The organism is Stenotrophomonas terrae (assembly GCF_039674165.1).
Lineage (GTDB): Bacteria > Pseudomonadota > Gammaproteobacteria > Xanthomonadales > Xanthomonadaceae > Stenotrophomonas > Stenotrophomonas terrae_A.
The window spans coordinates 209,737-235,440 of record NZ_JBDJMY010000001.1; the positions used below are offsets into that span (position 1 = coordinate 209,737).

Sequence of the window (25,704 nt, forward strand, 5' to 3'; positions counted from 1 at the left end):
GGCCCGTACAACCGCCTTTCTACGCGTCCGGCCTCAGTATCTTTACGGGGGCGGGACCACGCGCAGCGGCGACAGCTTGGTCGCGGCATCACCCAACGGAAAGCGCACTTCGACACGGGTGCCGCCCAGCGGGCTGGAACCGATCTGCAGGCTGCCACCCAGCAGCCGCGCGCGCTCTTCCATGCTGATCATGCCCAGGCCCGGCGCCGCCGGCATGCTGCCCGCTACCGGCATGCCGATGCCATCGTCGTCGACCCGCAGCAGCAGCTGCTCGCCGCGCACCGTCACCAGGACGTGGGCGGTACTGGCATGTGCGTGTTTGTCCACGTTGTTCACCGCTTCCTGCACGATCCGGAACAGGCTCAGCTCGCGGTCGTCACCGAGCCGGGGCGGGCTTTCGATCCGGCATCGCACGCGCAGCGCGCCACGTGCATTGCGCTTGATGCAGAACGCATCGAGCGCACTGGCCAGGCCGGTGAAACGCAGGATGCTCGGATGCAGTTCGTGGGAGATGGACCGGATGTCATTGGACACAGTCAGCAACTGCTCCTGGAGTTCGACCACGCTGTGGCGTTCGGCGTCGGGAATCTGGTTGCGCAGGCTACTCAGGCAGATCGAGATCGCCGCCAGCGACTGGTTGACGTCGTCATGCAGGTCGCGCGCGATGCGTGTGCGCTCTTCTTCCTGCACCACCAGCATCCGCCCGGTCACCTCACCCAGCCGACGATAGGCCTGCTGCAGTTTCAGGTGATTGGACAGCTTCTGTTCGGACAGCGCGCCAAGGAACAGCAGGGCGCAGCTGGTGCCCAGGGTCCACACCTGGGCGGTGATCAGGTTGCGCTCGGGTGTCCAGAAGGCAAACGGTCCTACACCGGCCATGCTCAACTGCATCGCCAGCACCGCCACCAACAGCATGCAAACCGACGCGCCGCTGACCCCGAACACGATCAACGCCCAGATCAGCAGCGGGATGGGGGCCAGCACCAGCAGCGGCGTCATCACCCCATCGGCCCAGTCCATGCCCCAGATCACGCCGAGCGCCCCCAACAGAAGCATGGCGATGGCGACGGTACGCCAACGCCAGCCGGCGCGACGTTCCGGTGACTGCAGCACCCGCGCGATGTTGACCACCACCGGCACGATTAGCAGGTAGCTGACGCTGCTGCAGAGCAGCCGTGTGAGCAGCACGCCCGGTGCCAGCCCGCGGGGCGCATCGGGAAAGACGAGCATCTGCCACCACGCCACGCACACGGGAAGCGCGATGCCCCCGAGCACGACGAACAACGCGATATCGCGATATCCCTCCAGCGGCGGACCCGTGCCGCGCCAGCGCAGCAGCAGCCAGGCCGCGGCGGCCACGAGGACGATTTCACCGGCACCGGCCATCAGGCCATTCAGGGCGACGAACGGCACCAGCGCGGACGCCAGCACGGCACCGGCCGCGGCCGCCAGCAGGCAGGTCCGCCATTGCGGACGCGGCGTGAACAGCAACCAGCCCATCAACAGCGGCCCTGGAATCCACAACACGTGCAGGCGAAACCCCGGCATCTGCGCCAGCGTCGGCAACAGCTGGCCTAACAGGCATCCGATCAACAGGGGCAGGACGAGCGTAAATGCGACGCGAAGCGCAGGTGATGGGCGTGTGGAGGTCGCTGGATTGACCGGGTCATCCGGCGATGGCGCGCGGGGGCCGTTTACCGGAGCGATGTGCGTAACAGTCGCGTTGACGCGCACGTGGACCTCGGTGGGTGCGTGAGGAAGCTTCGAATCGAGGCCTGTCCCCGAGGCGTGCAACGCCTCCCCCGGACAGATCTCAATGTGATGCGTTTCACGCTTGCGGGGCAGCGTGTCACCGCTTGTAGCGATGTCGTTTCCGCCCCAAAATCGCACCGATGTAAACAGCTTGTCCCCCGTCGCGCTATCCGATTTCCGACCTGTTCGAGGAACTGGCATGGACGAACCGATGGCCCCGTACAGCCGCTTCGTCGTCGATGGTTTCGACGCCGATGCGTTGCTGGGGGTAGTGCGCGACACCCGGTTCGAACAGCGCCTGCTCGCCGCCGGACATTTCCGCGCGTGCCTGCAGCGGCTGGTCTTTCCGGAGTTCAGCCTGGACAGCGGCGCCTATACGCTGCCGATTTTCGCCAGCGGCAGTTTCGGCGAAGGAATGATCGCACTGGCGATGGCGGTGTCCTGCCAGCAGCCGATGTGGGCCAACGGACGCTGGGTTCCGGCGGGCCAGGTGATGGTGTTCGCCGAAGACAGCGAGCTCAATGTGCGGCCGCAGCCCGGGGGCTGGCAGTGGGCCGTGCTGCTGATTCCGCGCGAGGTCCTGCAGCGCGAGGCCGTGGCGCGGGTAGGCCGCGAACTGCGCCTCCCACGCCGTGGATGGTGCAGCCGACCGGCCGCCCCCGCGCACGCGCAGGCACTGCGTTACGGCGTGTTCTCCGCACTGGACACTGCCGCCCGCTGGGAGGGCCTGATCACGCCGGAGCAGCTGGCGGCGCAGTCGGCGCTGCTGCTGGGCGCCTTCGTGGACGCCGTCAGTGCCGCCGATGCCGGACCGCAGCGACGTGCCGATGGCAGCTGGATCGAACGTCACCGCGATGCCGTCGTGCGGCGGGCCGAAGACTATCTGAAAGCCCATCTGGACCGGCCCTTCGACAGTGCCGCCCTGTCGCTCGCGCTGGGCGTGGGCGAACGCCAGCTCGAACGTCTGTTTCGTGATGCCTACGGACATGGGCCCTGCCACTGGCACCAGCTGGCCCGCTTGAACCGCGCGCGCACGGCATTGCTGCAGGCGGACACGCACGACAGCGTGACCGACATCGCCCTGCGGCTGGGCTTCGGGCACCTCGGACGCTTCTCGGTGACCTACCGGAATGTCTTCGGGGAATGTCCACGAGACACGCTGAGACGCTGAATGCCGGCCTGAACACGCTGCGGGTCGAGCGCAGTGGTGGCACGCATCGCATCACGATCCCATCACGGCGGGGCTCGCATGTTCGGCTGGCTGCAGATGCACCGGGACGACAGAAAGGGATGCCATCACGCCCGCTGCTGTGGGCGATGACGGCCGCACCTGCAGGTCAATCAGGGGATGATTGAAGCCAATGGAGATAATGCAAATGGGCGTTTCGTGCGCGCAGTCGATGTCCGTACCGTTCCGCAAAGTGGTCGTCGCCGATGACCACATGCTGGTGGCGCAGGGTATCGAAAGATTGCTGATGGACTGTTTCGAATCGATCGTGCTGGTGGCCTCCGGCGAGGAACTGCTGGACTCGCTGCATCGTGAGTCACCGGATGTGGTGGTCTCGGATATCAGCATGCCCGGGATCAGCGGCATCGACGTGATGCGCCAGGTCCGCAGCGAGGGCTGCATGACGCCGTTCGTGTTCCTTACGATGCACGACGAATCCAGCATGGCGGCCGAGGCCATCCGGGCCGGAGCGCGGGGCTACATCCTCAAAAGCGCGGCCGGCGATGAACTGGTCCGCGCGATCAATGGGGTGATGGACGGCCAGACGTATGTGACCCCGACCCTGGCAGCCAATGCGATCGTGTCCTCGGGTCGCTGCCAGTACGTACTGACCGAAAAGCAGCTGCGCATCCTGGAATACGTGGCGCGCGGCCTGCGCTCCAAGCAGATCGCCTACGAGCTCGGGGTATCGGTGCGTACGGTTGAATCGCACAAGTACGCGATCATGCAGGAGCTGGGCGTGCACGGCACGCTGGAGCTGGTGCGCAAGGCCGAACTGGAAGGTCTGATCCGTCACTAGGCGGCAGGCACCAGGCGGCATGCGTGCAGAGCGGGCAAGTAGATTTACTTGCCCGCCACCGGTTGTTTTTCCCTTGTTACCGAACCGTGTCCGGCCACACCATCGTGGCAGGCATCGAACGGGCGAGTGCGATGAATGCTGTCCGTGTGCTGCTGGCAGAAGATGGATGTGCGATGGGCCGCCAGCTGCGCGGCCTGTTGGCCCAGCAGTTCCAGGTGATCGGACTGGTCCAGGACGGTGCCTCGCTGGTGCAGGCGGCGCAGGCGATGCTGCCCGACGTGGTGGTCACCGACATCGGCATGCCGGAATTGAACGGGCTGGAGGCCGCGCGTCGGTTGCGCCTGCAACGCCCCGTACTGGGCGTGGTGTTCATCACGGTGCATGCCGAGCCGCAGATGGTGTCGCAGGCGATGGCGCTGGATGCGTGCAGCTATGTGCTCAAATCCGATGCGGGCGATGACCTCCTGCAGGCCGTGCTCGCCGCGGTGAAGGGGGAGTCGTTCGTCTCGCGGTCCCTGCACGGCACGTACCGGGGCTGATCCGCGGGCGGGCTAGACCAGGATGTCCAGCAGCTTGCGGGCCAGCTCGTCCACCGACATCGCCAGCAGCACCAGCGGCAGCAGGGGCAGCACCGCGTGGAGCGCGATCCACAGCAGGTTCCAGCGGTTCAACGGCAGTACCGACATGCCGGCCAGGCCTTTGTACACCCCACTGAAGTCGGCCAGCGCGGAAGCATCACCGTGATCGAGCAGGGAGTCCGCCGCGGGCGTCTGCTGCTGGGCGGATTGCCAGCGCGCGTCGAACAGATCGGCAGCGCGGTTGCCCAGTGCATCGAAGCGGTACAGCGCATGGCGCTTGGCCCGCATCAGGATCGGCATCAGCAGGAGCAGGGGCGCGACCAGCAGCAGCGTCGCCGCGACCACATAGCCGACCAGCAGGTGGCGCAGGGTGTAGAGGCTGTCGCCGAGATACTGCACATGGTTGACGCACGCGCCGGCCAGCAGCAGGCCACCGGCCAGCGCCAGCACGGCGAAGCGTTCCTGGGCGACCCCGAGAAAGGCCAGGCCCCCGGCGCCATCGGGATGTTCGGCATGCAGGACCAGGCCGCTGCGGGGCAGGCGCCACAGCACGCAGGTCCACAGCAGGAAACGCCACAGCCACAGCAATGCCACCAGGCGGAACAGCGGCACGGCGACCCACTCGTACCAGCGGCCCGCCGCGGTCAGCACGCCGTGGTCCAGGCGCCAATCCGCCACGCCCGGCAACAGGCTTGCGTGGTCGCCGCCGAACAACAGCGGCGCCCAGGCGATGACGACGCAGAGGGTTTCGGGGAACCACCCGTCACGCCAGCGGCGGACCCTGCCCAGCAGCGCGTCCATGCGGCCCTGGCGTTGGGGCGGAACCAGGCTGGCATGGGTGAGCTGGCGGAAGGCATTGCGCAGCAGCGCATCCGAGCGCGGTGCCGCGATCACCAGCAACGGCAATGCCAGCAGTACGCGGGCCAGGGTGGCGTAGTCGCCCAGCAGGTGCATGCGCGGCGGCTGCGGCCACAGGCTGCCGTCGCGCGCCGCCAGTACCAGCAGGGGGCCGAAGGACACCACGAGCAGGATCCCGGCCAGCCACAGTGCCACGCTGGCCCGACTGTGCAGCACGCCGGTGGCCTGCAGCAGGCGATGGATGAGCCCGCCGTGCATCAGGGAGTAGCGGTGCTGACTTGATCGCATCGGCGGCGCGCCTGCGGCAGCGAAGGGGAGGGCGGCCATGCATCGCAGGGCCGCAGGCAGCGAGCATAGCGCTGCTGTTCCACCTGTTGGACGCAGTAAAAATACTGGGGATGTTGCAGTAACAACTCGATTGTGCGGCTCTCGGGCAAACCCCAAGCTGGAGCCCTGTCGCAAGGACCCAGCCATGCTCTCGGTGATCGACATTCTCACGCGGTTCTGGACGGACATGATCGAACGCGCGGACGGTCCGATGACCTTCCGCTTCTTCCTGCAGCCCACCATGGCGCTGATCACCGCGCTGATCGACGGCATCAAGGATGCCAAGGTCGGCAGGACGCCCTATGCCTGGCTGCTGACGCATAGCCACGCCGGCGACCGGATCGTGGTCTGGCGCGAAGGCATCACCGCCACGGCGCGCATCCTGCTGCTGGGCGTCGGCATGGATGTCATCTACCAGTTCCGCATGTTCGGTGGATTCAAATATCCGGTGGAGGCCTTCGTCATCGCGGTCGTACTGGGCTTCCTGCCGTACCTGATCCTGCGCGGCCCGATCACCCGCATCGCCAGCTACGTGCTGCGCCGCAAATGACACACTCACGAGACGACGACCCGATGAGCGCCCAGGACCCCAGCCAGCATCTCGCCGCGCGCGCGCTCACCATCGAACAGGCCAAAAACCTGCTCGGCGGTGCCGACGCCACCTCGATGGAGCTCTCCTCACGGCGCACCGGCATGTCCTTCCAGCGGACCCGGATGAGTGCGGACCGCACCTTGATGTCGATCATCCGCACCGCGCTGTCGCTGATCGGGTTCGGCTTCACCATCTATCAGTTCTTCGGCCACATGCTGGAGGTGCCCGGGGTAGGGCTGCGTCCGCATGCGCCGCGCAACTTCGGCATCGCCCTGGTCGGGCTGGGGATGGTCCTGCTGACGCTTGGCATCATCTATCACGTCCGCTACATGCAGGGCCTGCGCGCCGAGCGGGCGGAGATGATCCGCGAAGGCCTGATCCACGGCGAGAGCCACTACCCGATCTCGCTGACGCTGATCACCGCCGGCCTGTTGTGGCTGCTCGGGCTGCTGGCGATCGTCAGCATGACCTTCAACGTGGCGCCCTTCGCATGAGCGTCGTCGCCGAGACCATGATCGCGCTGGACGGTGGGCTCTTCAGCATGGGCTCCAACGCGCACTATCCCGAAGAGCGGCCGGCCCACAAGGCGCGGGTCGGCCCGTTCCGGATCGATCGCTATCCGGTGACCAACCGGGAGTTCGCACGCTTCATCCGCGATACCGGCCACGTCACCGCTGCCGAGCAGGCAGCAGACCCGCGCGACTATCCGGGCGCGGATCCGGCGCTGCTGCAACCCGCGTCGGTGGTGTTCGTGCAGCCCGCGCATCCCGTCGATCTGGGCAATACACACAACTGGTGGCACTACGTTCCCGGTGCCGACTGGCGGCATCCGCGCGGTCCGGCGTCGAGCCTGCAGGGTCTGGAGGATCATCCCGTGGTCCACGTGGCCTTCGCCGATGCCCTGGCCTATGCCCGCTGGATGGACAAGGACCTGCCGACCGAAGCCGAATGGGAGTTCGCCGCGCGCGGCGGCCAGGACAGCGGTGAGTTCGCGTGGGGGGACACCCTGGTCCCCGGCGGCCGTCACCAGGCCAATACCTGGCAGGGCGAGTTTCCCTGGCAGAGCCTGGACGAGGACGGCCATCGCTGGACCTCGCCGGTCGGCAGCTATCCGCCCAACGGGTATGGGCTGTACGACATGATCGGCAATGTATGGGAGTGGACCAGCGACTGGTACCAGCAGCACGACCAGCTGCAGAGCAAGCCGTGCTGCGCGATCGTCAACCCGCGCGGCGGTCTCCGCGAGCGCAGCCATGATCCGCGCGACCGCAGCGCGATCCCGCGCCGGGTGATGAAGGGCGGCTCGCACCTGTGCGCCCCCAACTACTGCAGGCGCTATCGGCCCGCGGCGCGGATGGCCCAGCCGATCGATACCTCGACCTGCCATCTCGGCTTCCGCTGCGTGGACCGCCGATGAAGCCGACCGCCGCGCACTGCGATGCCTACCGGAGCCCCGACGATGCTTCCTCTCAAGGCGTGGCTGGTCGCCGTCACCGAGCCGGTGGTGGTGATCATCGATGCGATGGCGCTGGTGCTGATCGCACTGGCGACCGTGGTGGTGTTCGTGCAGGCCTTGCGGCTGACGCTGCGCGGCCATCTCACCAACGTCGAACGCCGCGATCTGTGGCTGGGCTACGGGCGCTGGCTGGTAGCCGGGCTGACGATGCAGCTCTCGGCGGACATCATCGAATCCTCGATCTACACCAGCTGGGATGCCATCGGCCAGCTGGCCGCGATCGCGGTGATCCGCACGTTCCTGAACTACTTCCTGGAGCGCGACATCGCCGATGTCCGCGAACGCCAGCACGCCACCCGGCCGGCGCCGCCGCTGTGAGGCCCACGTCCATGAACCTGCATCCGTGCTGGAGGCCCATCGCATGACCACGACCTTTTCCCACCTGCCGCGCCGCGCGCTGTTGGCCCTCGCATTGGCTTCGTTGAGTGCGCTGTGGGCGTCGCCGGCCCTGGCCACCGAGGGCGCGCTGGGGCGTTCGATCACCGGCATGCAGATCACTTCCTACGCCGGCGTGATTCCCCCCGAGCCGGGCATGCAGTGGTCGCTGAGCTACATCCGGTACAACGGCAAGATCAGCGGCGACCGGCCCGCGCCGATCGCCGGGCAGATATCGCTGGGCCTGGAGGCCGATGTCAACCTGACCGCCGCCACCGGCGTGTACGTGTGGCCGACCCAGGCCGGCCGCTGGAATTTCGCCTCGATGCTGACCGTGCCGTACATCGATGCCGAAGTCACCGCGAGCCTGGCCGGGCCGCTGGGCAACCGCTTCCAAGCCAGAGACCACGCCTCCAACCTGTTCGACGTGTATTTCGCGCCGGTGATTGCCGGGTTCCACATCAGCGAAGTGCAGCATCTGTCTTTCGGCGTGTATGTGTACGCGCCCACGGCCAAGTACGACCCGAACCGGCTGGCCAATCCGGGCATGAACATCTGGACGTTCTCGCCCAGCGTGGGCTACACGCACCTGTTCCAGAAAGGCACGCTGGAGTTCAGCGTACTGGGCGCCACCGACTGGTACACCCGCAACGACGATACCGATTACAAGAACGGCGTGGTCGCGCGGGCCGACGTGCTGCTGGTCAAGCGGACCGCCAGTGGCTGGGGCTTCGGCGCGGCCGGCGGCTGGATCCAGCAGCTGCAGGACGACAAGGGCAACACCGCGGACCGCCTGGATGGCTTCAAGGGCCGCTCGTTCGGCGTGGGCCCGGTGCTGACCTACGGCAGGAAGTGGTCCGGCGGCGAGCACCTGGATGTGTCGTTCCGCTATGTCGGCGAATTCAGCGTGAAGAACCGTTTCGAAGGCGACCCGTGGAGCCTCTCGATCAGCGGCGGTTTCTGATCCCCGGCCGCCTCGCTGCGGCTGCCCGTATCCCGTTTCATGGAGCAACGATCATGACCTCTGTCATTCCCGCGGTTGCCTGGTCGTGCCTGCTGCTGGCCGCGATGGTGCCTGCCGCACACGGCGCGACCCGCGTCGCCGCGCCGGCGCCGCCGCCCGCTGCATCGCCCGACGCCCCCGAGCGCGATCCGGAGGCGTTGGCCGCGCTGGATCGGATGGGCGCTGCCCTGCGCGCGCTCAAACAGTTCTCGCTGACCTCCGATGCCAGCACCGAGATCGTGCTGGACGACGGCCAGAAGGTGGAGCTCGACGGCGTGGTGACCTACAAGGTGCGCGCGCCGAACCAGCTGTTCCTGGAACTGCGCAGCGATCGCCAGCTGCGCCAGCTGTTCTACGATGGCAAGGCGCTGTCGCTGTATTCGCCGCGGCTGAAGTACTACGCGCAGGTGGATGGCCTGAGCAGCACGCTGGGCGAGCTGGTCGAAGATGCCGCCAGCCGTTATGGCATCGACATGCCGCTCGCCGACATGTTCCTGTGGGGGACCGACAAGGCGCCCAAGACCGCCATCCGCAGCGCATTGCACATCGGCGGTGGCACGGTCGACGGTGAGCAGACCGAGCAGTACGCGTTCAAGCAGGACGGCGTCGATTGGCAGTTGTGGGTGAGCAAAGCCACGTCGTTGCCGAAGAAGCTGGTGATCACCTCGCTGGATGACCCGGCGTTGCCGCAGTACCGCGCGCAGTTGCGCTGGGATATCCGCACTGCGGTACCGGCCACGGCCTTCCACTTCACGCCGCCGGCCGATGCCACGCGGATCAAGCTGGTGCCGGTGGCGGTGGTCCTCAGCGATGACGGTCAGGAGAACTGAGATGCGTATCGTGATCAACCGCTTCTTCGTCGCGTCCTCCCTGGCCGCAGGCCTGCTCCTGGTGGTCCTGCTGGCGGTGTCAGCGCCGGCCAGCGCACAGCGCGCCGGCTTCCACGGCGGCGGTGCGCGGGCGAGTGCCCATACCAGCGTCAACCGAGCGGTGCAGCGCCCGCAGGGAGGCAATGTGAACCGCGGGGGCAACATCGACGGCAACCGCAACGTGAACCGTAACGTCAGCCGCAACGTCAACGTGGACGTGGACTACCACGACGACCACTGGAACCACTGGGACGATCATCCCTTCGCCACCGCAGCGGCGGTGACCGCCGGCGTGGCCGTGACCTCGGCGGTGATCGGCTCGATCGTCAATTCCGTGCCCCCCAGCTGCGTTACCACGGTGATCAACGGCATGGCTTACCAGCAGTGCGGCAACGTCTGGTACGAGCCGCGCTATGTGGGCACCACCGTGCAGTACGTGGTGATCAATCCGCCGCGATGACGCGGTAGTTTTCCCCGTCGTCCTTCCCATCCCGCCTTTGGAGACTCGCGTCATGAAAGCCTTTGCCATCGCCGTCCTGGCGACTTCTCTGGTCGCCTGTGCATCCACCCCGACCGTCAAGACCGACTTCGATCCGTCGGCCAGCTTCGCCTCGTACAAGACCTACACCTGGGCAATGAAACCCCAGGCGGGCTCACCGCTGGTGCAGCAACGCATCATCGATGGCATCAACGCGCGGCTGCAGGCCAAGGGGCTGCGCGAAGCGCCCAACGGCGATATCGCCCTGGCCGCGCATATCGTCACCGGCCAGAAGCAGACCCTGGACACGTTCTACTCCGGTACGGGCATGGGTGGCTGGGGCTGGCGGGGCGGTGGCTGGGGAGGCGGCATGGCCATGGGCAATGCCACGACCACGGTGCACACCTATGACGTCGGCACCCTGGTCGTGGACATGTTCGACGCCAAGACCAAGCAGGCGGTCTGGCGCGGCGCCGCCAGCGGCACCGTGCCGACCTCGCCGGACAAGGTCAACGCGGCGGTGGAAGCCGGGCTCGACAAGCTGTTTGCTGCGTTCCCGCCGGGCACGACCGCCGCACGCTGATCGCTGCGGACGGTCCGCGACGCGTTCAACCGCGTAGGCCCGTGCCGGGCTGTTCCCCTCCCACCGGCACGGACCCTCGCACTTCGCCGCGCACGCCGACTGCACGGCCGGTTACCCATCCCCCGAGGTGCCCTGTGTCGATCGGCCATGCCGTACGCCTGCTGTCGCTGTTCAGCGTGCTCACGCCCTGCGCCGCGCTCGCCCAGCAGTCCGCCGCCCCATCGTCCGCGCCCGCGGCCGCCGCGGCGCCGCGGGCGTCGCTGTTCCGTGACGCCGAGGACGGCCGCTTCGACATGTCGCGCTGGCTGCTCGAGCACCGCGGATTCCTGCCGGTGCCGATCATCGTCACCGATCCGGCCGTAGGCAACGGCGGTGGCGTTGCGCTGGCGTTCTTCCACCGCCCGACGTCCTCGGGGGCGACGGGCGAGGACGGTTCCCCGAATATGGTCACGCCGGACATCTACGGCGGTGGGGCCATGCGCACCTCCAATGGCAGTGAAGCCTACGGTGTCGGCGCCTCGCTGCACTTCGACGAGGACCGCTGGCGCTATCGCGGTGGCATGGCCAAGGCCTCGTTCAACCTGGGCTTCTACACGCCCGGGACGCTGCTGCCCACGCAGAAGATCGAGTACAACATGGACGGCCTGATGTCCTTCCAGCAGGGGTTCCGGCGTCTGGGCGAGCGCGACCTGTACCTCGGCCTGGCCTGGGTCTACATGGACCTGGACATCGGCTTCGACGTTGCCTCGGACCGCGATCGCTTCCAGCCCCATGAGCTGTCCAAGCGCAGCTCGGGCCTGGGGCTGTCGTTGGAATACGATTCGCGCGACAACCCGTTCACGCCCTCCAGCGGGTGGCTGGGCATGGTCGAAGGCAATTTCTATCTCCCCGGGATCGGCAGCGACGCCAGCTTCCAGAGCTATCGCGGGCATGCCTACGGCTACTGGCCGCTGGGCAGGCACTTCGTCCTCGGCGGGCGCGCGGATGCGCGCTGGGCGAACGGCGATATTCCGTTCTATCGGTTGCCTTACATCGACCTGCGCGGCATTGGTTCGGCGCGCTACCAGGACACGCGGGCCGCGGTGCTGGAGAGCGAGCTGCGCTGGAACATGACCCAGCGCTGGGCCCTGATCGGCTTCGTCGGCGCGGGTCGCACCTGGGGACGGCACAACAGTTTCGGCGACGGTGCCAGCCAGGTCTCCAAAGGCGCGGGCGTGCGCTATCTGATCGCCCGGCAGCTGGGCATGCATGTCGGCCTCGACTATGCCTGGGGGCCGGAGGACGACACGTTCTACATCCAGGTGGGCAGCGCGTGGCGCTGACCCGCCCCGGGCAGCGCCTGCCATGGATGGCAGCCGTCGCCTGCGCGTGGCTGTGCGGCGGTGGCGCGCTGTCGCCGCTGCACGCGGCCGAACCCGTTGCGGTCGACGCCCCGGCCGCCCGGGGCGGTCATTGTGGCGTGCGCGGCCCGGGTGACACCCGGCCCCGGATCGGGCTGGCGCTGGGCGGTGGCGGCGCACGGGGCATCGCGCATGTCCGCATCCTCAAACAACTCGAGGCGCTGCACATTCCGGTGGACTGCATCGCCGGTACCAGTGCTGGCGCGCTGGTCGGTGCCTTGTACGCGTCCGGCGCGACGCCCGATCAGATCGAGCAGCTGGTGCTGAGCACCGAATGGCTGAGCCTGTTCACCGATACCTTGCCGCGCCGCGAGCGCTCGCTGCGACGCAAGGCCGACGACTATGCCCAGCTGGCCCCGATCGGCATCGGGCTGGGCGGCGAGGGCAAGGCGGTCGCGCTGGCCGGGGGTGTCTCCGAAGGCGAGAAGCTGATCGCCCTGTTCGAGCGCGCGACCGGGGGCGGCCGGGTCAATGGCCGTTTCGACGACTTGCCGATTCCGTTCCGGGCGGTCGCCACCGACATCAATACCGGCAAACCGGTGGTGCTGTCCGAGGGCAGCCTGCCGATGGCGATGCGGGCCAGCATGTCATTGCCGGGCATCTTCCGTCCGGTGGTGATCCATGACCAGGTCCTGCTCGACGGTGGCCTCTCCAACCAGGTGCCGATCGACGTGGTGCGGGCGATGGGCGCCGACCGGGTGATCGCGGTGGACGTGGGCACGCCGTTGAGCGCGCTGGACCGCAACGCCAGCCTGGTGGATGTGATCAGCCAGCTCAGCGGGTTCCTGACCACGCGCAGTGCGCAGGCGCAGCTGGACAGTCTGGGCACGCAGGATCTGCTGATCTCGCCGGACCTGACCGGCAAGGTCGCCACCGGTGATTTCGACAAGGCGCCCGAGGCGTTGCGGATCGGCCAGCTCGCCGCCGACCAGGCTGCGCCGGCGCTGCAGACGTTCGCGCAGACGCCGCAGACCTACACCCGGCTGGCCGCGCAGCGGGCCGGGCGGGCTCAGTCCTCGGTGCCGGCCATGATCGACTTCGTCGAGGTCGACAACCACACCGGGTATGCCGACGCGCTGCTGCTGTCCTATCTCCCGGTCCACATCGGCCAACCGCTGGATGTGGAGGCGATGCAGGCCGGCGTACTGCGCGCCTATGGCATGGGAACGCTGGCCAGCATCAACTACGAGATCCAGGCGCGCGACGGCAGGACCGGTGTCGTGGTGTCGGCTTATCCCAAGCCCAACGGACCGGTGTACCTGGAGGCCGGGTTGAGCCTGAGCAACGACCTCGAAGGGAATCACGAAAGCAACCTGCGCGCCGGCCTGCTGTTCTCGCCGCTGTCGCCTTACGGCGCCGAAGCGCGCATCGCGCTGCAGATCGGCAGCGAACCCGGCCTGACCGGCCAGTACTACCACCCCTTCGACCTGCACAATCGATACGCCTTCCAGGCCGGTGGTGGTTTCCAGACCCGCAGCTTCAATCTCTACGACGATGCCGGCGACAAGATCGCGCGCTATCGCGTGCGCCGGACCGGCGCCACGGTGGCGCTGTTCCGCAATGTGTCCAACGTGCTCGCGTTGTCCGTGGGGGTGGAGCGCTACACCGGCAACGCCGAAGTGGAAGTCGGCGACCCGACCATCCCCCGCGTGAACTTCGAAGAGGGGGCGTGGATCGCCCAGGCCACGCTGGACGACATCGACAGCGTCTACTTCCCCCGCAACGGCTATCTGGTCACCGCCGGCACCTACCAGTCCAGCCCCGGCTTGGGCGCGGACGCGCGGTTCGGCCAGATCGATCTGGATGCCGTGGCCGCCCGATCGTCCGGCAAGCATGCCCTGCAGCTGGGGCTGCGCTACCACGCCACCTCCTCCGGCACCGCGCCGGTGCAGAACCTCTACCGGCTGGGCGGGCGCTGGCGGCTCGCCGGATTCCAGCAGAACCAGCTGACCGGCCAGGACTATGCACTGGGCTTTGCCGGGTATACCTACGAGCTCGGCACGCTGCTGGGGCGCTCGGCGCAGGTCGGTGGCACGGTCGAATATGGCAATGCCTGGCAGCGGCGCAGCGACATGTCGTTGAGCGACGGCATCTGGAACGGCAGCCTGTTCCTCGGCTTCGACTCGTGGGTCGGCCCGTTGATCTTCGGCATGGGATTCCGCGAAGGCGGCGAGAACGTGCTCTTCATCGAGCTGGGACAATCGCTGTGATGCCGGCCAGCGGCCGGCACTACCAAGGCGAACAAGCAACGGACAGGTAGTGCCGGCCGCTGGCCGGCAGCGCGGGTCACCACACCTGCGACAGAATCACTCCGAGCGCGCCGCACCAGCACACGATCACGAACCACGCCAGCACCGCATTCGCGCTGATGCCGCGATGGCGGACGAACAGGCTCAGCACCAGCGCCGCCACCAGGGGCAGCACGAACAGGCTGACGATCCAGACCAGCGGGTGACCGTGCATGGGACCTCCTTGGGCGTGGCTCAGTTCAACGTCTTGTCGGGGTAGTAGCGGGTGCCTTTGACTGTCAGTTCCGCCGCCAGGCCGCTTTCGGTCATCTGGTACACCCAGACGTTGTCGGAGACCTGCACTGCGCCGGTGAGTCCGCCGCCGGCCTTGTCCACCTTCGCCGCCAGCGTGGCCTGGCCGCCGATCTCGATGCCGCGGGTGATGAAGTGCTGGTATGCCTCGGGCGTCTTGAACACCCAGACCAGGTCGAAGGTCTTGGCGCCAAAACCCAGCCCCGCCTGGATCTCCACCATGCGCATGAAGGTCTCGCGTCCACTGCGGTTGTCGATCGCCACGCCATGCCCACCGCCGCCGCCGGCAATCAATACCTTGACCCCGAAGCTGCGGAAGACCGCGTAACCCGCAGAGTGCTCCACGGCCTGGCGTGCACCCGGCTGCGCGGCATACAACCGCGAGAGCACCGCGGCCGTGGCGGTCCGCGCCTGGTTCTGTGCCTCGATCTTTTCGGTGGAGGGCGGCGCGTCGCTGCGCGCGGGGCTGGAGGTGCTGCAGCCGAGGGGGGCCACGCCCAGCAGGATCAGTGCCGAGCCAACAAGGAGCGAACGGTTCATGGGAAGCTGCCTCATTCGGGAAAGACCAGGGTCACGATCAACCGCCCGGTCCAGCGACTGGCGTAGTGCGGCCGGTCCACGTTGTAGAAGCCGCCGACACCGATGCTGATCGGGGTATGCCCGAGCCTGAGCACTTTGGAGACGGTGGCGCCCAAGGGCACCGTCCAGGCATCGCCGCTGGCCGCCTTCCAGTTGTAGTTGGTTTCCGAGGTGAAGCTGAGTGACCAGCCATCGGGCAGGTTGCGGGTCACGAACGGCTGCACGCTGGTGCTGCTGACATCCTCACGGTCGCCATCGCCGCCGACCGACCAGACGTGGTTGGCCAGTGCGCCGACGGTCCACGCCTTGGTCTTGTGGACCAGGATGAAGGCCGGGCCGAGCGAGTACTTGCCCGTGCCGAGACTGTCGTGCGAAGCGGTGTCCAGCAGCGCGGCGAAGCCGTAACCGAATTCGGTGCCATGCGCTTCAGCCGCGGTCTTGGGGATGTAATACCCCTGCACGAACAGATCCCCGGTGCCGTGCTTGTCCTGCGGGAACTGATTCCAGCTCAGCGGCAGGATCGGGCGCAGGATGAACTTGCCGTTCTCGCCGACGAACGGAATCACCGGCTGGATCTTCAGCTGCTGGTTGTGGAACGCATCTCCGGGGCCGACCGCGCCCTGGTAGTTGTATTGGAACGGCACCGAGATCAGCGCCGCACCGGGATCGGCGAGCTTGCGCGCGATATCGTCGGAGGACGCCGATCCCGCCGGCGCCTCCTGCGCGGCCAGCGGCGCAGTGCAGGCGCTGGCGAGCAGCAGCCAACGGGCCCGTCCGCGCGTGCCGTTCATCGCGGCGCATCCACGACGATGTACTGCACGGTGGTCCCCGCATAGCGCGGCTGGTACCAGGCGTTGTCGCACTGCTGGTAGCCGATGCCGTTGACGACGACCGTGGTGCAGTCCACCGGCAGCGAGTACACCACCGAGCCGATCACCGCAGAGGTGACCGCGACGCCGGCGGTGAAGGCGGCGGCGTCCCAGAACGGGTGGTCCCAGTAGGGCGGCGGGGGCGGCGGGGGCCCCGGCGGATGCGGCCCGGGACCTGGACCAGGACCTGGTCCAGGACCAGGCCCAGGCCCAGGCGGATGGGGTCCAGGCCCAGGTCCCGGCCCCGGAGCAGGGTGGGGACCGGGACCTGGGCCAGGATGCGGGCCGGGATGCGGGGCGGGGCCAGGCCCCGGTGGCTGTGGCGCGAACCCGCCGCCGTGAGGCAGACCGCCGCCGCCGAAGCCGCCGGCATGGGCGATCGAGGGATGGGCGAAGCCGCGCAGCCCGGGCCGTGCACCGGCATCGGCGGGCAGCAGCGAAGCGCCCAGCAGCACGGTGAACAGGGCCGGGGACAATGCAGCACGCAGGCAAGCGGAACGGTCCATGCTCAGTTCTCCCCGTCAGTGGTCTGTGCGGCCAGCGCGACCGGCACGAACACGATCTTGGTCGCGCCCTTGGGATCGAACGCCAACTCCCTGGCGGTCACCGCGCGCCGTGTATCCCAGTTCAACGTGGCCTGGTAGGCGGGCAACGCCGGGTCGCTGTGGCTGGTGATCGCCAGCTGTCGGGGCAGGTGGGTGGCATCGGAAATCCAGACCTGCCAATCCACGCCCGGTTGCCGGAACGCGTAGTGCTGTGTCGCTTCGCCGCCGATCCGCGCGCTGCCGACGCGCAGCGCGGACTGCAGCTGATCGGTCGAAAATGCCGGCGTGCCCCAGAGGAACAAATCCGCCAGCGGCAACTCGATGCCATACGTCGTTGCCGATTCGGTCAACAGCGCCTGGCTGCTTTTGTTCAGACCATCCAACCTGGCGTAGTACTTCAGCCGCGGCGAGTAGATCGTCAGCGCCTTGCCGTCGTAGAACAGCTGGCGGTGCTGGTCCTCGCTCTGTATCTCCACGAAGAAGTGGTCCGGTCCCAGCACGCGATACGCGACGGTGCCCGGCAGGGCGATCTTCTGCCCATCGTCGAGCACGTACTCGGTGCTGGTGGTGGCGTTGAGTGTGAAGTGCGGCAGCGCGCGCAGGGCTGCGCCCATGCGGGTGAGTGCCTGTACGGCCTGGGCATCAACGCTGGCCGCCGCGGGCTGCGCCGCCAGCGGAGGAGGAAGCAGCAGGGGGCCGGCCAGGACCAGCGCCAACAGCAGGCTCGATGAGGTGCGCGGCATGACAGTCTCCAGAGTGTCGTCAGTGGGGCGCGCGACGGGCCGACCCTGCTGACACTCTGCGCACCGCCCACGCGGCGGACAACCGGAGTTACACGGTAAGACGCTAGGTATTTATACGCAGGCACCGGCCAGCGGCCGGCACCTGTGCAGGGGCGTCATGGTGTCCGGGTGGAGGCCGGTCCGCCGGCGGCGATCCAGGCGTCCACGGCCTGGCTGACCACCGTCATCGGCATGGCGCCGTTGCCCAGGATCAGGTCGTGGAACGCACGGATGTCGAAGCGGTCGCCCAGCTCCCGTCGTGCCTGCTCGCGCAGTTCCAGCAGCCGCAGTTGGCCCATCTTGTAGGAGGCGGCCTGACCGGGCTGCACCAGGTAGCGGTAGACCTCGATGCGCACATCCGCCGGGGTCATGCCGGTCTTGTCCTGCATGTAGGCGATGGCCTGCTCGGGGGTCCATCGTTTGCGATGCAGGCCGGTGTCGACCACCAGCCGCACCGAGCGGAACATCTCGGCCTGCAGGCGGCCTAGATCACCGGCGGGGTCGTCGCGGTACACGCCGGTCTCGGCCATCAGCTGTTCGGCATACAGTGCCCAGCCTTCGCTGAAGGCGCTGGGATTGAGACTGCGGCGGAGCATCGGCAGCGCGGCCAGGGTCTGGCCGATCGAGATCTGGAAATGATGCCCCGGTGAGCCCTCGTGATAGGTGAGGGTGGGAATGCTCCAGCGCGTATTGGAGGTGATATCGCCCAGGTTGATGAAGAAGGTGCCCGGCCGCGAGCCGTCCATCGCCGGTGGGTAGTAGTAGCCGCCGGGCGAAGTGGCCTGCATGTGCGCGGGTACCGGTTGAACCTGCAGCTCCTGCGTCGGCAGATGGCCGAAGTAGGTCGGCAGGATCGGATCAAGATCACGCAGGCGCTGTTCGATGTCGCCGATCAGCTGCCTGCGGCCAGCGTCGCTGTCCTCATACAGGTAGCGCGGGTCCTTGCGTAGCTGTTCGATGCGGGCGGCCACGCTGCCCTCGCGCAGGCCCAGCTGCTTCAGGCGGTCATCCATCGCCGTGTCCAGCCGCGCCACTTCGCGCAGGCCGGTCTGGTGGATCGCATCGGCATCCAGGTCGGTGCTGGTATACCAGCGCAGCGCGGCATCGTAGTAGGCCTTGCCCTCGGGCAGTGCCCACACACCGTTGTTGCCGGGATGGGTCGCCAGCGTGGCCTGCACGTTGTCGAGCAGGCGTTGATACCCCGGGTTCACCGCGTCTCGCACCGCAGCGGTGGCGTGCGCGATCAGTTCAGCGCGCCGGGCCGCCGGGATGGACGGGACCTTGTCCAGCTTGCGCTGCAACGACTGCACCCACAGGCTGTCCTGCGGCGCCGGTTTCAGCAGGGCACGGTACTGGTTGGCCGCCCCTTCCAGCGCAACCGCCGGCGGCACCACGCCCTGTTGGGCCTGCATGTCGACGTTGGCGCGGACCTGGTCCAGCTTGGTGCCCATCGCCTGGAGCCGTTCAATGTAGCGGCGGGCGCTGGTGTCGTCGGTCACCGCATGCTGGTTGTCCATGAACTGCGGCAGGTTGACCGGCAGACTGAACAACTGGTCGATCGCGTAGGTGCTGCCGCCGACCGGCAACCAGGCCGCGGCCCATGGCACGGCCATCAGATCGATCTGGGTCTGGTAGAACCAGCGCGCCAGGCCGTCGCTGAGCCGTTGCTGCGGATCCAGCGGTGCACCTTTCCAGGCACGGATCTGCGCCAGGTTGTCGACAAGAAAGCGGCGGTTGATCTCGCGCCGGGCCAGCGAGACGTCGGTCAGCTGGCCGGACAGATCACCGGCGGCATCGCCACTGATGCCGAGCATCGTGCGCAGTTCCGGATCGGCGTTGATCGCGGCCATCGTCTGCGCATCGAGCAGGGCGTTGAACGAGGTGGCGGCCGGGGCGCTGGCGGGGGGCGGTGCCTGCGCCTGCGCCCGGTTCGAGGGAAGCGTCAAGGCGGCTGCGATCGCGAGGGCGAGCACGGCGGGGAAACGGCGGGCGGGCGTGGTCGGAATCACAGGGCGATCTCCGTTTACGGGCGGGCTGCGCGCAGGCTACGCCAGCGCAGGGGTGGCCGCACCTGCGGATCGTCACGGCTGCGCAGGCGGCAGTCTCCGGGGCGTTGTCATGGCAGACGGCCGAACACGGTTGGCTATGTGGATATGCTCGAAAGTAAGGGCATTCACGCGTGTCCGGCGGCATGCGTTGAATGAAATCAGTCACTTGAGCCGCGCTCTGGACAGGAGGATGCAACGCGCGGTCATTGCACGCGTCCGGGTCGATTGACGCTCTGCAACAAGTTTGCAAGATGTGCCGCAGGGTCATCCGGGGAACCTGTCTTGCCAGCTTCGTATCTGCCACGGCGATGTCGCCGCTGACGTGCCGCCTGCGCCGCTCCATCGTCTCTTTCGGGCGTGATGCCCGACCTCTGCGGAAAACACCATGAATCCTCGCGCCACCGTGCCTCGACGTCGTCGCCTGGCCGGTGCACGGCTCGCGCGTGCGGCCGGTGCGCCGCGCCGGTGCCGTGGTGGTGATCGGCGGTGGACGGCCGCTGATGTACCTGGCCCAGGGGGGCGTCAGCTGCTGACGTTCTTTGACGCGGACGATGTGTCCCTGACAGGCACCACGGCTGCCGCGGCGCAGGCGCTGGCCAGCGCACTGCGGCGGGGCCGGCGCAGCTCGTTCACCGTGGAGCTGATCGACGATGCGCCAGCCCGACGCGACGGCCTGATGGACGCGCTGCGGGCCGCCGGTTTCTCCAGTGCGCCAAAAGGCATCAGCTGGGAGGGATGAGCAGGAGGAGGCGAAGACTTACTGACGCCGTCTAAGTAGAAACACGCTGGCCGCGACGATGACCGACGCGGACTATTGAGCACCACCGTCGTCGGAGAAGTGCATGGCCAGCTCATCCGCAAAGAAGAAGCCCGGTTCATCCGCAAAGAAGCCCAACATCCTCGTCATCTGGGGAGACGACATCGGCATCTCCAACCTCAGCTGCTACTCGCGCGGCTTGATGGGATACCGGACGCCGAACATCGACCGCCTGGCCAACGAGGGCATGCTGTTCACCGACTCCTACGGCGAACAGTCCTGTACGGCAGGGCGTTCGTCCTTCATCACCGGCCAGAGCGTCCTGCGGACCGGCCTGTCGAAGGTCGGCATTCCGGGCGCGCCGGTCGGCATGAACGAGAAGATCGTGACCATCGCCGCGCTGCTGAAGAACGAGGGCTATACGACCGGGCAGTTCGGCAAGAACCACCTCGGCGACCTCAACCACATGCTGCCCACCAACCATGGGTTCGATGAGTTCTACGGCAATCTGTACCACCTCAATGCCGAAGAAGAGCCGGAGATGTACGACTACTTCCCGAAGGACGAGTTCGGGGATTTCATCGAGACCATCAAGCCGCGCGGGGTGATCCACAGTTTCGCCACCGATAAGGATGACAGCACCGACCAGAAGCGCTGGGGCAAGGTAGGCAAGCAGAAGATCGAGGATACCGGCCCGCTGGACCGCAAGCGCATGCTGACATGCGATGACGACTTCGCCGACCGCGCCAAGGGCTTCATCAAGAAGGCGAACGACGACGACACGCCGTTCTTCGTCTGGGTCAACTTCACCCACATGCACCTGATCACGCATACCAAGAAGGAAAGCCTGGGGCAGGCCGGGCGCTGGCAGTCGCCGTATCACGACACGATGATCGACCACGACAAGAATGTGGGCTCGTTGCTCGATTACCTCGACGAACTGGGCATCGCCGAAGACACCCTGGTGGTGTACTCCACCGACAACGGGCCGCACCGCAATTCGTGGCCGGATGGCGGCATGACGCCGTTCCGTAGCGAGAAGGACACCAACTGGGAAGGCGCGTTCCGGATTCCGCTCGTGGTGCGCTACCCGGGCAAGATCAAGGCCGGCTCGGTCTCCAACGAGATCGTCCAGCACCATGACTGGCTGCCCACTTTCCTGGAACTGGCCGGCAACAAGGGCGTGGTCGACGACCTCAAGAAGGGCGTCAAGGCGATCGGGCGCACGTACAAGAACCACATCGACGGCGTCAGCCTGCTGCCGTACCTCACCGGCAAGGAAGAGAAATCGCCGCGCAAGCTGTTCGTCTACATCTCCGACGATGGCGACATGCTTGGGATCCGCTATGACAACTGGAAGGTGACCTTCATCGAGCAGCGCTGCAAAGGCACGATGCAGATCTGGGGCGAACCGTTCACCCCCATGCGGATTCCCAAGATCTACAACCTGCGGACCGATCCGTACGAGTTCGCGGACGTGACCTCCAATACCTACTGGGATTGGTACATCAACCACGTCTACATCATCTACGGTGCGATTGCGCTGCTGACCAAGTTCAACGAGACATTCGTGGACTTCCCGAAGATCCAAAAGCCGAACACGTTCACGGCCGACCAGGCGGTGGAGAAGCTGCAGGACGCGGTGACCGGCAAATAGCGGCAGGGTGTGCGTCCGCGCCAGCGTGACCCGTCCTGCCATAGGTTGACACCTGTGGCGGATGGAGTGGCCGTCAGGCGGCCAAAGACGCTCGATGCACTGCATCGGGCGTCTGCATTTTAAAGGACAGGTGTGGCCGCTCGGCGTTATAGATCTCTACCGGCTCGGCCACCATCTGGCGTGCCTGCGCCAGGTCCCGAGGCCGATGCAGCAGGAATTCGCCTTTTAATATCCCATTTTACCCGCTCTGCCAGCGTGTTCTGCAGGCCGACACGGACGCCAGGAGCCTTCTCACCGGCTATCGGGCCGAAGGCAAGGTCACAAGGGCTCCATCTTTGGCCTGTACGCCACTTGGTACCAGAGTGCGGCAGCCCCGACCGGGCTCTATCTCGATGGTTGGATCCAGTACGGCGACTTCCGCAACCGCGTGCAGGGTGAGGCGCTGCCACTGGAGCGTTACGACAGCACCGCATGGGCTGCCTCCATCGGGGTAGGCCACGCCTTCGAGGCGGGCAGTGCTGCTAACCACACTTACTTCGTTGAGCCCCAGGCGCAGGTCATCCACAACGACTACGCCGACGACGGGCACAAAGAGGCCAATGGCACCGTCGTTCAATCCAAGGATGCTGGAAGCTGGGTCACCCGCCTGGGTGCACGAGCGTATGCTAGGCCTCAAGAGACATACTTCAATCGCGTGCAGCCTTTCATCGAGGCCAACTGGTGGCACAGCGAGGGGCACGAGGCGGTAGCCTTCAATCAGCACGTCGAACGGCTTGAGCGCTCCACCGACATTTATGAACTCAAGGTTGGGGCACAGGCCGAGCTCGGTTCGGGTTGGACAGGCTGGATGCACTTCGGCTATCGCGCCGGCAACGGTGACTTCAACGAATTTGCAGGGCTGGTCGGCATGAAGTACCGCTGGTAATACGTCGCTCTGCAGCGCTGAGGTCCCGCTGCCGGCGGGCCGCGGAGTCGCGGCGGTAATTCCTGCCTCATCATTCGGTCTGTGCCACTCCATTCGCCAGTACTTTTCTTGCCGTAGCGGTTGAGGGTGGGTTGGGGCGATCAATTACCGGCCTTCAAGTTACGGATTACGCCGGTGTCGTGGTGGCTGAAACGGGCTGGGGATTATCGATAGGGTACGTTTACTACGCCGGCAGCTTTTCCGCCGGTCGCGAGCTTTCACTTAGCGGCCGGGCCTTCCTCGGTATGGACGCCAGCGGCCACCCAGCTCACCAGCGCCGCCAGCGTGTCCTCTGCGCCCCTTGACCCAACGGGTAGGGTAGGGGAGCTACTACCAAATTTAGGATTAGGGAGATTTATCGGGGGTAGAGTCAGCGGAGCGCAGCACCATGGGATAGTGTGCAGCAGCGTCCAATACCTTGCGCTGCAGGTTCGGCACGCCCGTGAGAATAGAGGCCTGCATGGCTGCTAGGACGAACATCCCATTGACGTTCATTAGTGCGTCCACGACTAGCTGCATCGGATAGCCGTCCTGGTGTCGGCGCAAGGGATGGATGCCCGCATGGGTGTACGAGTTCAGGGCCTTCCAGTTGTAAGCCATGAATTCCCTCAGCGGCGTCACCGCGTTGGGCGGAGCTTTCTTGCCCAGTTCCTCAACCATCACGGAGACGTTGGGCAGGTTCTTGGCCGCCCGTTCAGTGTCCAGCGTCAGTTCCGTGACCAGCTTAGCCAGTTGACCATCGGTGGCGGCATAGAGCGTCCAGATGGCCCGCACCACGGCCTCAAATTGAGCCCGGTGGATCACTAAGGCGGAGGGCAACAAGCCGGTATGCAGGAGTGCACGGGCACTGTCGCCATGCTCCATGGACAGGGAACACAGAAGGTCACTTACATGGATGCGCTGGCTGTCATCGAAGAGCGGCCTATCGATCACCTTGACCATGTCGTGGGTCAAGGCATTGGATTGCTCAAACAGGTTGTCGAAGTCCATGGATCCCCCGGTTGGCTGCATGATGCCGGGCTGGAAGCCATGGGGTCAAACCGACTCACAGAAGGTAATGGCGAGGGCGCCAGCACCCAGAGTCAATCTCAGGCTGGCGATGACAGCCAAGGCGATGGAGAAGCGAGCCCAGCGAGCTTTGACGGTGAAGTTGTTTCGGTTGAAGCAGTTGGTGCACTGGAATAGGGTGACGCTCGTTGTTCGGTTGCTCATATCGGTGCCCTGTTGAATTCGATACGAGTATTTAGCGTCGGCATAATTCTGTGAGCGGAGCCTGTTGCGGTCGTCATCTCATTTGGAGCGACGATGCCAATGCGAAGCCTGTGAATGTTTCGCCGATGTAGCAAGTCCAGCATGGCCATTTCAGTCGCAAATGCGACCACAGATCCTTCGCCTATGGCATTACTACCAGCTATCGAGACGGCTCCTGCAGCTGCCGCCCCAACTACTTTCGCCTGCGGGGCTAGGAATAGGGTGGGGACTTTGGCCCGAAGCAGACACGAGCGGGCAGGGATTAGGAAGACTTATCGAGGGTAGCAAGCATGTCTAATATCGGCCGTAAGCCAGTATCTCAGGCTAATCCAATCAAGGCCATTGCTCGGTCAATTTAACACTCTGCTATGCCACACGTATTCTGATGCGAACCGGATCCGGCTTATGCCTTCCCAGCTTTAGGGCCCAAGGTGTGGCCGACTCTGAGTACATGAAGCGACGGGCGTTGCAAGCGGTGCGGCGATTGAGCTGGACTACAGTGCTCGCTCTCACCTCTCGAAATTGCTTACGTTGTTCCCCCTGCCTATGAGCCAGAAGGGTGATGGTGCTGGACAAGGGGATGCTCAACTCCGCAGCGGGACCGGATATACCTGTACGAGTAAAGAAGAATAGTGGATCGTCGCAAGTCAGAAAGAGATCGCTATCGCTGACAAGGAACGTCCAAGTCATATCCAGCAGCGCTCCCATCATCCTGGGCGTACTCTCCTCCCGAACAGAGTGATGCCAGAAGTGATCAGGTGGATGCGCTATGTAGCGATCCAATATCTCGTCGGTTAGCTGCTTGGCTGCCTCTGCTTCTGCACGAAGTTCAGGAGTGAATGTAGCAGCAAGGTCGAATCGCGCATGCAATCTGGCTCTGGTGCCTTTTGCGACTATGGGTATATTCTTTGCTACCCGCTCCTTGCCCGCGGGCACACGTTTCCACATCGTCAAGAGGTAGGTCGCAAGCACTTTCTTTTCAGAGTAGGCCACCGGCTGGCGATGCCGGATTCGATCGATAATGTCTTGCGCTGGCCCCTCAATCTGTTCGGCGAGATGTCGTTCCAGCTCACTAGGCCACAGCCCATTGACGTTAGCCTCTGACTTAGGCTGACCTGGCCGGCTTTTCCGCATTTCAAGATCGTGGACCCACAGCCGATCATTGACGGCGAAGCCTTTGAGGTAGTGTTGCGGAAGATAGTGGTCGCCCATAGGTTCGAATCACCTTGCGTCGAGAACGTTGCGGACAAGGTAGAGCAGTACGGTTGCACCTAGCTCATTAGCAACTTAAGCGGTACCAGCAAAAATAATCTCTTGGCTCGAACCAAGACGCCGAGCCAACATCCTCTCGTTC

At 65.8% G+C, this 25,704-nt stretch carries 26 protein-coding genes and 1 pseudogene; 16 read left to right on the forward strand and 11 right to left on the reverse strand.

The genetic code is table 11. The features are described from left to right. Positions 1-42: 42 nt before the first annotated feature. Positions 43-1,548: a sensor histidine kinase gene (locus ABE493_RS00830; protein WP_346496340.1), complete on the reverse strand. Its 1,506-nt coding sequence runs from the start codon at positions 1,546-1,548 to the stop codon at positions 43-45. A 403-nt stretch (positions 1,549-1,951) separates the two neighbouring features. On the opposite strand from ABE493_RS00830, the gene ABE493_RS00835 reads away from it, so the two are divergent. From ABE493_RS00835 to ABE493_RS00845, 3 genes are all read left to right on the forward strand, one after another. Continuing rightward, positions 1,952-2,923 carry an AraC family transcriptional regulator gene (locus tag ABE493_RS00835; RefSeq protein ID WP_346496342.1) on the forward strand — a complete coding sequence of 324 codons (972 nt, stop codon included), beginning with the start codon at positions 1,952-1,954 and terminating at the stop codon, positions 2,921-2,923. 205 nt (positions 2,924-3,128) lie between these two features. Continuing rightward, complete coding sequence (locus ABE493_RS00840; RefSeq protein WP_346477428.1) at positions 3,129-3,779, forward strand: response regulator transcription factor; 651 nt, start codon at positions 3,129-3,131, stop codon at positions 3,777-3,779. Between the two features lie 131 nt (positions 3,780-3,910). Further along, positions 3,911-4,318: a response regulator gene (locus ABE493_RS00845; RefSeq protein WP_346496344.1), complete on the forward strand. Its 408-nt coding sequence runs from the start codon at positions 3,911-3,913 to the stop codon at positions 4,316-4,318. Between the two features lie 12 nt (positions 4,319-4,330). On the opposite strand, the gene ABE493_RS00850 is transcribed toward ABE493_RS00845, so the two are convergent. Then, the gene (locus ABE493_RS00850) at positions 4,331-5,503 is read right to left on the reverse strand and encodes a hypothetical protein (RefSeq protein ID WP_346496346.1); all 1,173 of its coding nucleotides are present in this window, start codon (positions 5,501-5,503) and stop codon (positions 4,331-4,333) included. A gap of 184 nt (positions 5,504-5,687) precedes the next feature. Between ABE493_RS00850 and ABE493_RS00855 the strand changes: the two genes are divergently transcribed. The 10 genes from ABE493_RS00855 (at position 5,688) to ABE493_RS00900 (ending at position 14,568) form a co-directional block, all read left to right on the forward strand. Further along, positions 5,688-6,092 (forward strand): hypothetical protein, encoded by a 405-nt coding sequence (locus tag ABE493_RS00855; protein ID WP_346496348.1) that lies wholly within the window; start codon positions 5,688-5,690, stop codon positions 6,090-6,092. Beyond that, positions 6,089-6,628 (forward strand): YidH family protein, encoded by a 540-nt coding sequence (locus ABE493_RS00860; protein ID WP_346496350.1) that lies wholly within the window; start codon positions 6,089-6,091, stop codon positions 6,626-6,628. Before ABE493_RS00855 ends, ABE493_RS00860 begins: the two co-directional genes overlap by 4 nt. Beyond that, the gene (locus ABE493_RS00865) at positions 6,625-7,551 is read left to right on the forward strand and encodes a formylglycine-generating enzyme family protein (RefSeq protein WP_346496352.1); all 927 of its coding nucleotides are present in this window, start codon (positions 6,625-6,627) and stop codon (positions 7,549-7,551) included. The genes ABE493_RS00860 and ABE493_RS00865 overlap by 4 nt, the downstream gene beginning before the upstream one ends. A 42-nt stretch (positions 7,552-7,593) precedes the next feature. After that, complete coding sequence (locus ABE493_RS00870; RefSeq protein WP_346496354.1) at positions 7,594-7,968, forward strand: DUF1622 domain-containing protein; 375 nt, start codon at positions 7,594-7,596, stop codon at positions 7,966-7,968. A 43-nt stretch (positions 7,969-8,011) separates the two neighbouring features. Next, positions 8,012-8,989, forward strand: a complete 978-nt coding sequence (locus tag ABE493_RS00875) for a SphA family protein (RefSeq protein WP_346496356.1) — start codon at positions 8,012-8,014, stop codon at positions 8,987-8,989. A 53-nt stretch (positions 8,990-9,042) separates the two neighbouring features. After that, on the forward strand, positions 9,043-9,858 hold the full coding sequence (locus ABE493_RS00880) for a DUF2092 domain-containing protein (protein ID WP_346496358.1): 816 nt from the start codon (positions 9,043-9,045) through the stop codon (positions 9,856-9,858). A gap of 1 nt (position 9,859) precedes the next feature. Beyond that, positions 9,860-10,357, forward strand: coding sequence for a hypothetical protein (locus ABE493_RS00885; RefSeq protein ID WP_346496360.1), 498 nt, complete (start codon positions 9,860-9,862; stop codon positions 10,355-10,357). A gap of 52 nt (positions 10,358-10,409) precedes the next feature. Next, positions 10,410-10,958 carry a DUF4136 domain-containing protein gene (locus ABE493_RS00890; protein ID WP_346496362.1) on the forward strand — a complete coding sequence of 183 codons (549 nt, stop codon included), beginning with the start codon at positions 10,410-10,412 and terminating at the stop codon, positions 10,956-10,958. Between the two features lie 134 nt (positions 10,959-11,092). Further along, a complete protein-coding gene (locus tag ABE493_RS00895; protein WP_346496364.1) occupies positions 11,093-12,280 on the forward strand; it encodes a BamA/TamA family outer membrane protein in 1,188 nt (395 codons plus the stop codon). After that, entirely contained in the window at positions 12,271-14,568 is a 2,298-nt protein-coding gene (locus tag ABE493_RS00900) for a patatin-like phospholipase family protein (RefSeq protein ID WP_346496366.1), read from the forward strand. Before ABE493_RS00895 ends, ABE493_RS00900 begins: the two co-directional genes overlap by 10 nt. A gap of 76 nt (positions 14,569-14,644) precedes the next feature. Here ABE493_RS00900 and ABE493_RS00905 read toward each other — a convergent pair whose 3' ends face one another. The 6 genes from ABE493_RS00905 to ABE493_RS00930 all read right to left on the reverse strand — a co-directional run bounded on the left by ABE493_RS00905 (position 14,645) and on the right by ABE493_RS00930 (position 19,619). After that, positions 14,645-14,821, reverse strand: a complete 177-nt coding sequence (locus ABE493_RS00905; RefSeq protein WP_167390385.1) for a hypothetical protein — start codon at positions 14,819-14,821, stop codon at positions 14,645-14,647. A gap of 20 nt (positions 14,822-14,841) precedes the next feature. After that, positions 14,842-15,438: a YSC84-related protein gene (locus ABE493_RS00910; protein ID WP_346496368.1), complete on the reverse strand. Its 597-nt coding sequence runs from the start codon at positions 15,436-15,438 to the stop codon at positions 14,842-14,844. A gap of 11 nt (positions 15,439-15,449) precedes the next feature. Then, complete coding sequence (locus ABE493_RS00915) at positions 15,450-16,268, reverse strand: hypothetical protein (protein ID WP_346496370.1); 819 nt, start codon at positions 16,266-16,268, stop codon at positions 15,450-15,452. After that, complete coding sequence (locus ABE493_RS00920; RefSeq protein WP_346496372.1) at positions 16,265-16,402, reverse strand: hypothetical protein; 138 nt, start codon at positions 16,400-16,402, stop codon at positions 16,265-16,267. Before ABE493_RS00920 ends, ABE493_RS00915 begins: the two co-directional genes overlap by 4 nt. A gap of 452 nt (positions 16,403-16,854) precedes the next feature. Beyond that, entirely contained in the window at positions 16,855-17,634 is a 780-nt protein-coding gene (locus ABE493_RS00925) for a DUF2092 domain-containing protein (protein WP_346496374.1), read from the reverse strand. Between the two features lie 155 nt (positions 17,635-17,789). Beyond that, positions 17,790-19,619, reverse strand: a complete 1,830-nt coding sequence (locus tag ABE493_RS00930) for a DUF885 domain-containing protein (RefSeq protein ID WP_346496376.1) — start codon at positions 19,617-19,619, stop codon at positions 17,790-17,792. A gap of 655 nt (positions 19,620-20,274) precedes the next feature. On the opposite strand from ABE493_RS00930, the gene ABE493_RS00935 reads away from it, so the two are divergent. Together ABE493_RS00935 and ABE493_RS00940 are read left to right on the forward strand one after the other, a co-directional pair. Next, positions 20,275-20,460, forward strand: a complete 186-nt coding sequence (locus ABE493_RS00935; RefSeq protein WP_346496377.1) for a hypothetical protein — start codon at positions 20,275-20,277, stop codon at positions 20,458-20,460. Between the two features lie 103 nt (positions 20,461-20,563). Further along, positions 20,564-22,135, forward strand: coding sequence for an arylsulfatase (locus tag ABE493_RS00940; RefSeq protein ID WP_346496379.1), 1,572 nt, complete (start codon positions 20,564-20,566; stop codon positions 22,133-22,135). 73 nt (positions 22,136-22,208) lie between these two features. Here ABE493_RS00940 and ABE493_RS00945 read toward each other — a convergent pair. After that, positions 22,209-22,398: pseudogene (locus ABE493_RS00945) on the reverse strand (integrase core domain-containing protein); the annotation flags it as partial. Between ABE493_RS00945 and ABE493_RS00950 the strand changes: the two are divergent. After that, positions 22,383-23,060, forward strand: a complete 678-nt coding sequence (locus tag ABE493_RS00950; RefSeq protein ID WP_346496460.1) for an autotransporter outer membrane beta-barrel domain-containing protein — start codon at positions 22,383-22,385, stop codon at positions 23,058-23,060. The pseudogene ABE493_RS00945 and the gene ABE493_RS00950 sit on opposite strands and share 16 nt — an antisense overlap. 384 nt (positions 23,061-23,444) lie before the next feature. Here the strand turns inward: ABE493_RS00950 and ABE493_RS00955 are convergent, their stop codons facing one another. Beyond that, a complete protein-coding gene (locus tag ABE493_RS00955; protein WP_346496381.1) occupies positions 23,445-24,089 on the reverse strand; it encodes a DUF6988 family protein in 645 nt (214 codons plus the stop codon). A gap of 627 nt (positions 24,090-24,716) precedes the next feature. Next, on the reverse strand, positions 24,717-25,562 hold the full coding sequence (locus ABE493_RS00960; protein ID WP_346496383.1) for a DUF4238 domain-containing protein: 846 nt from the start codon (positions 25,560-25,562) through the stop codon (positions 24,717-24,719). Between the last annotated feature and the right edge of the window lie 142 nt (positions 25,563-25,704).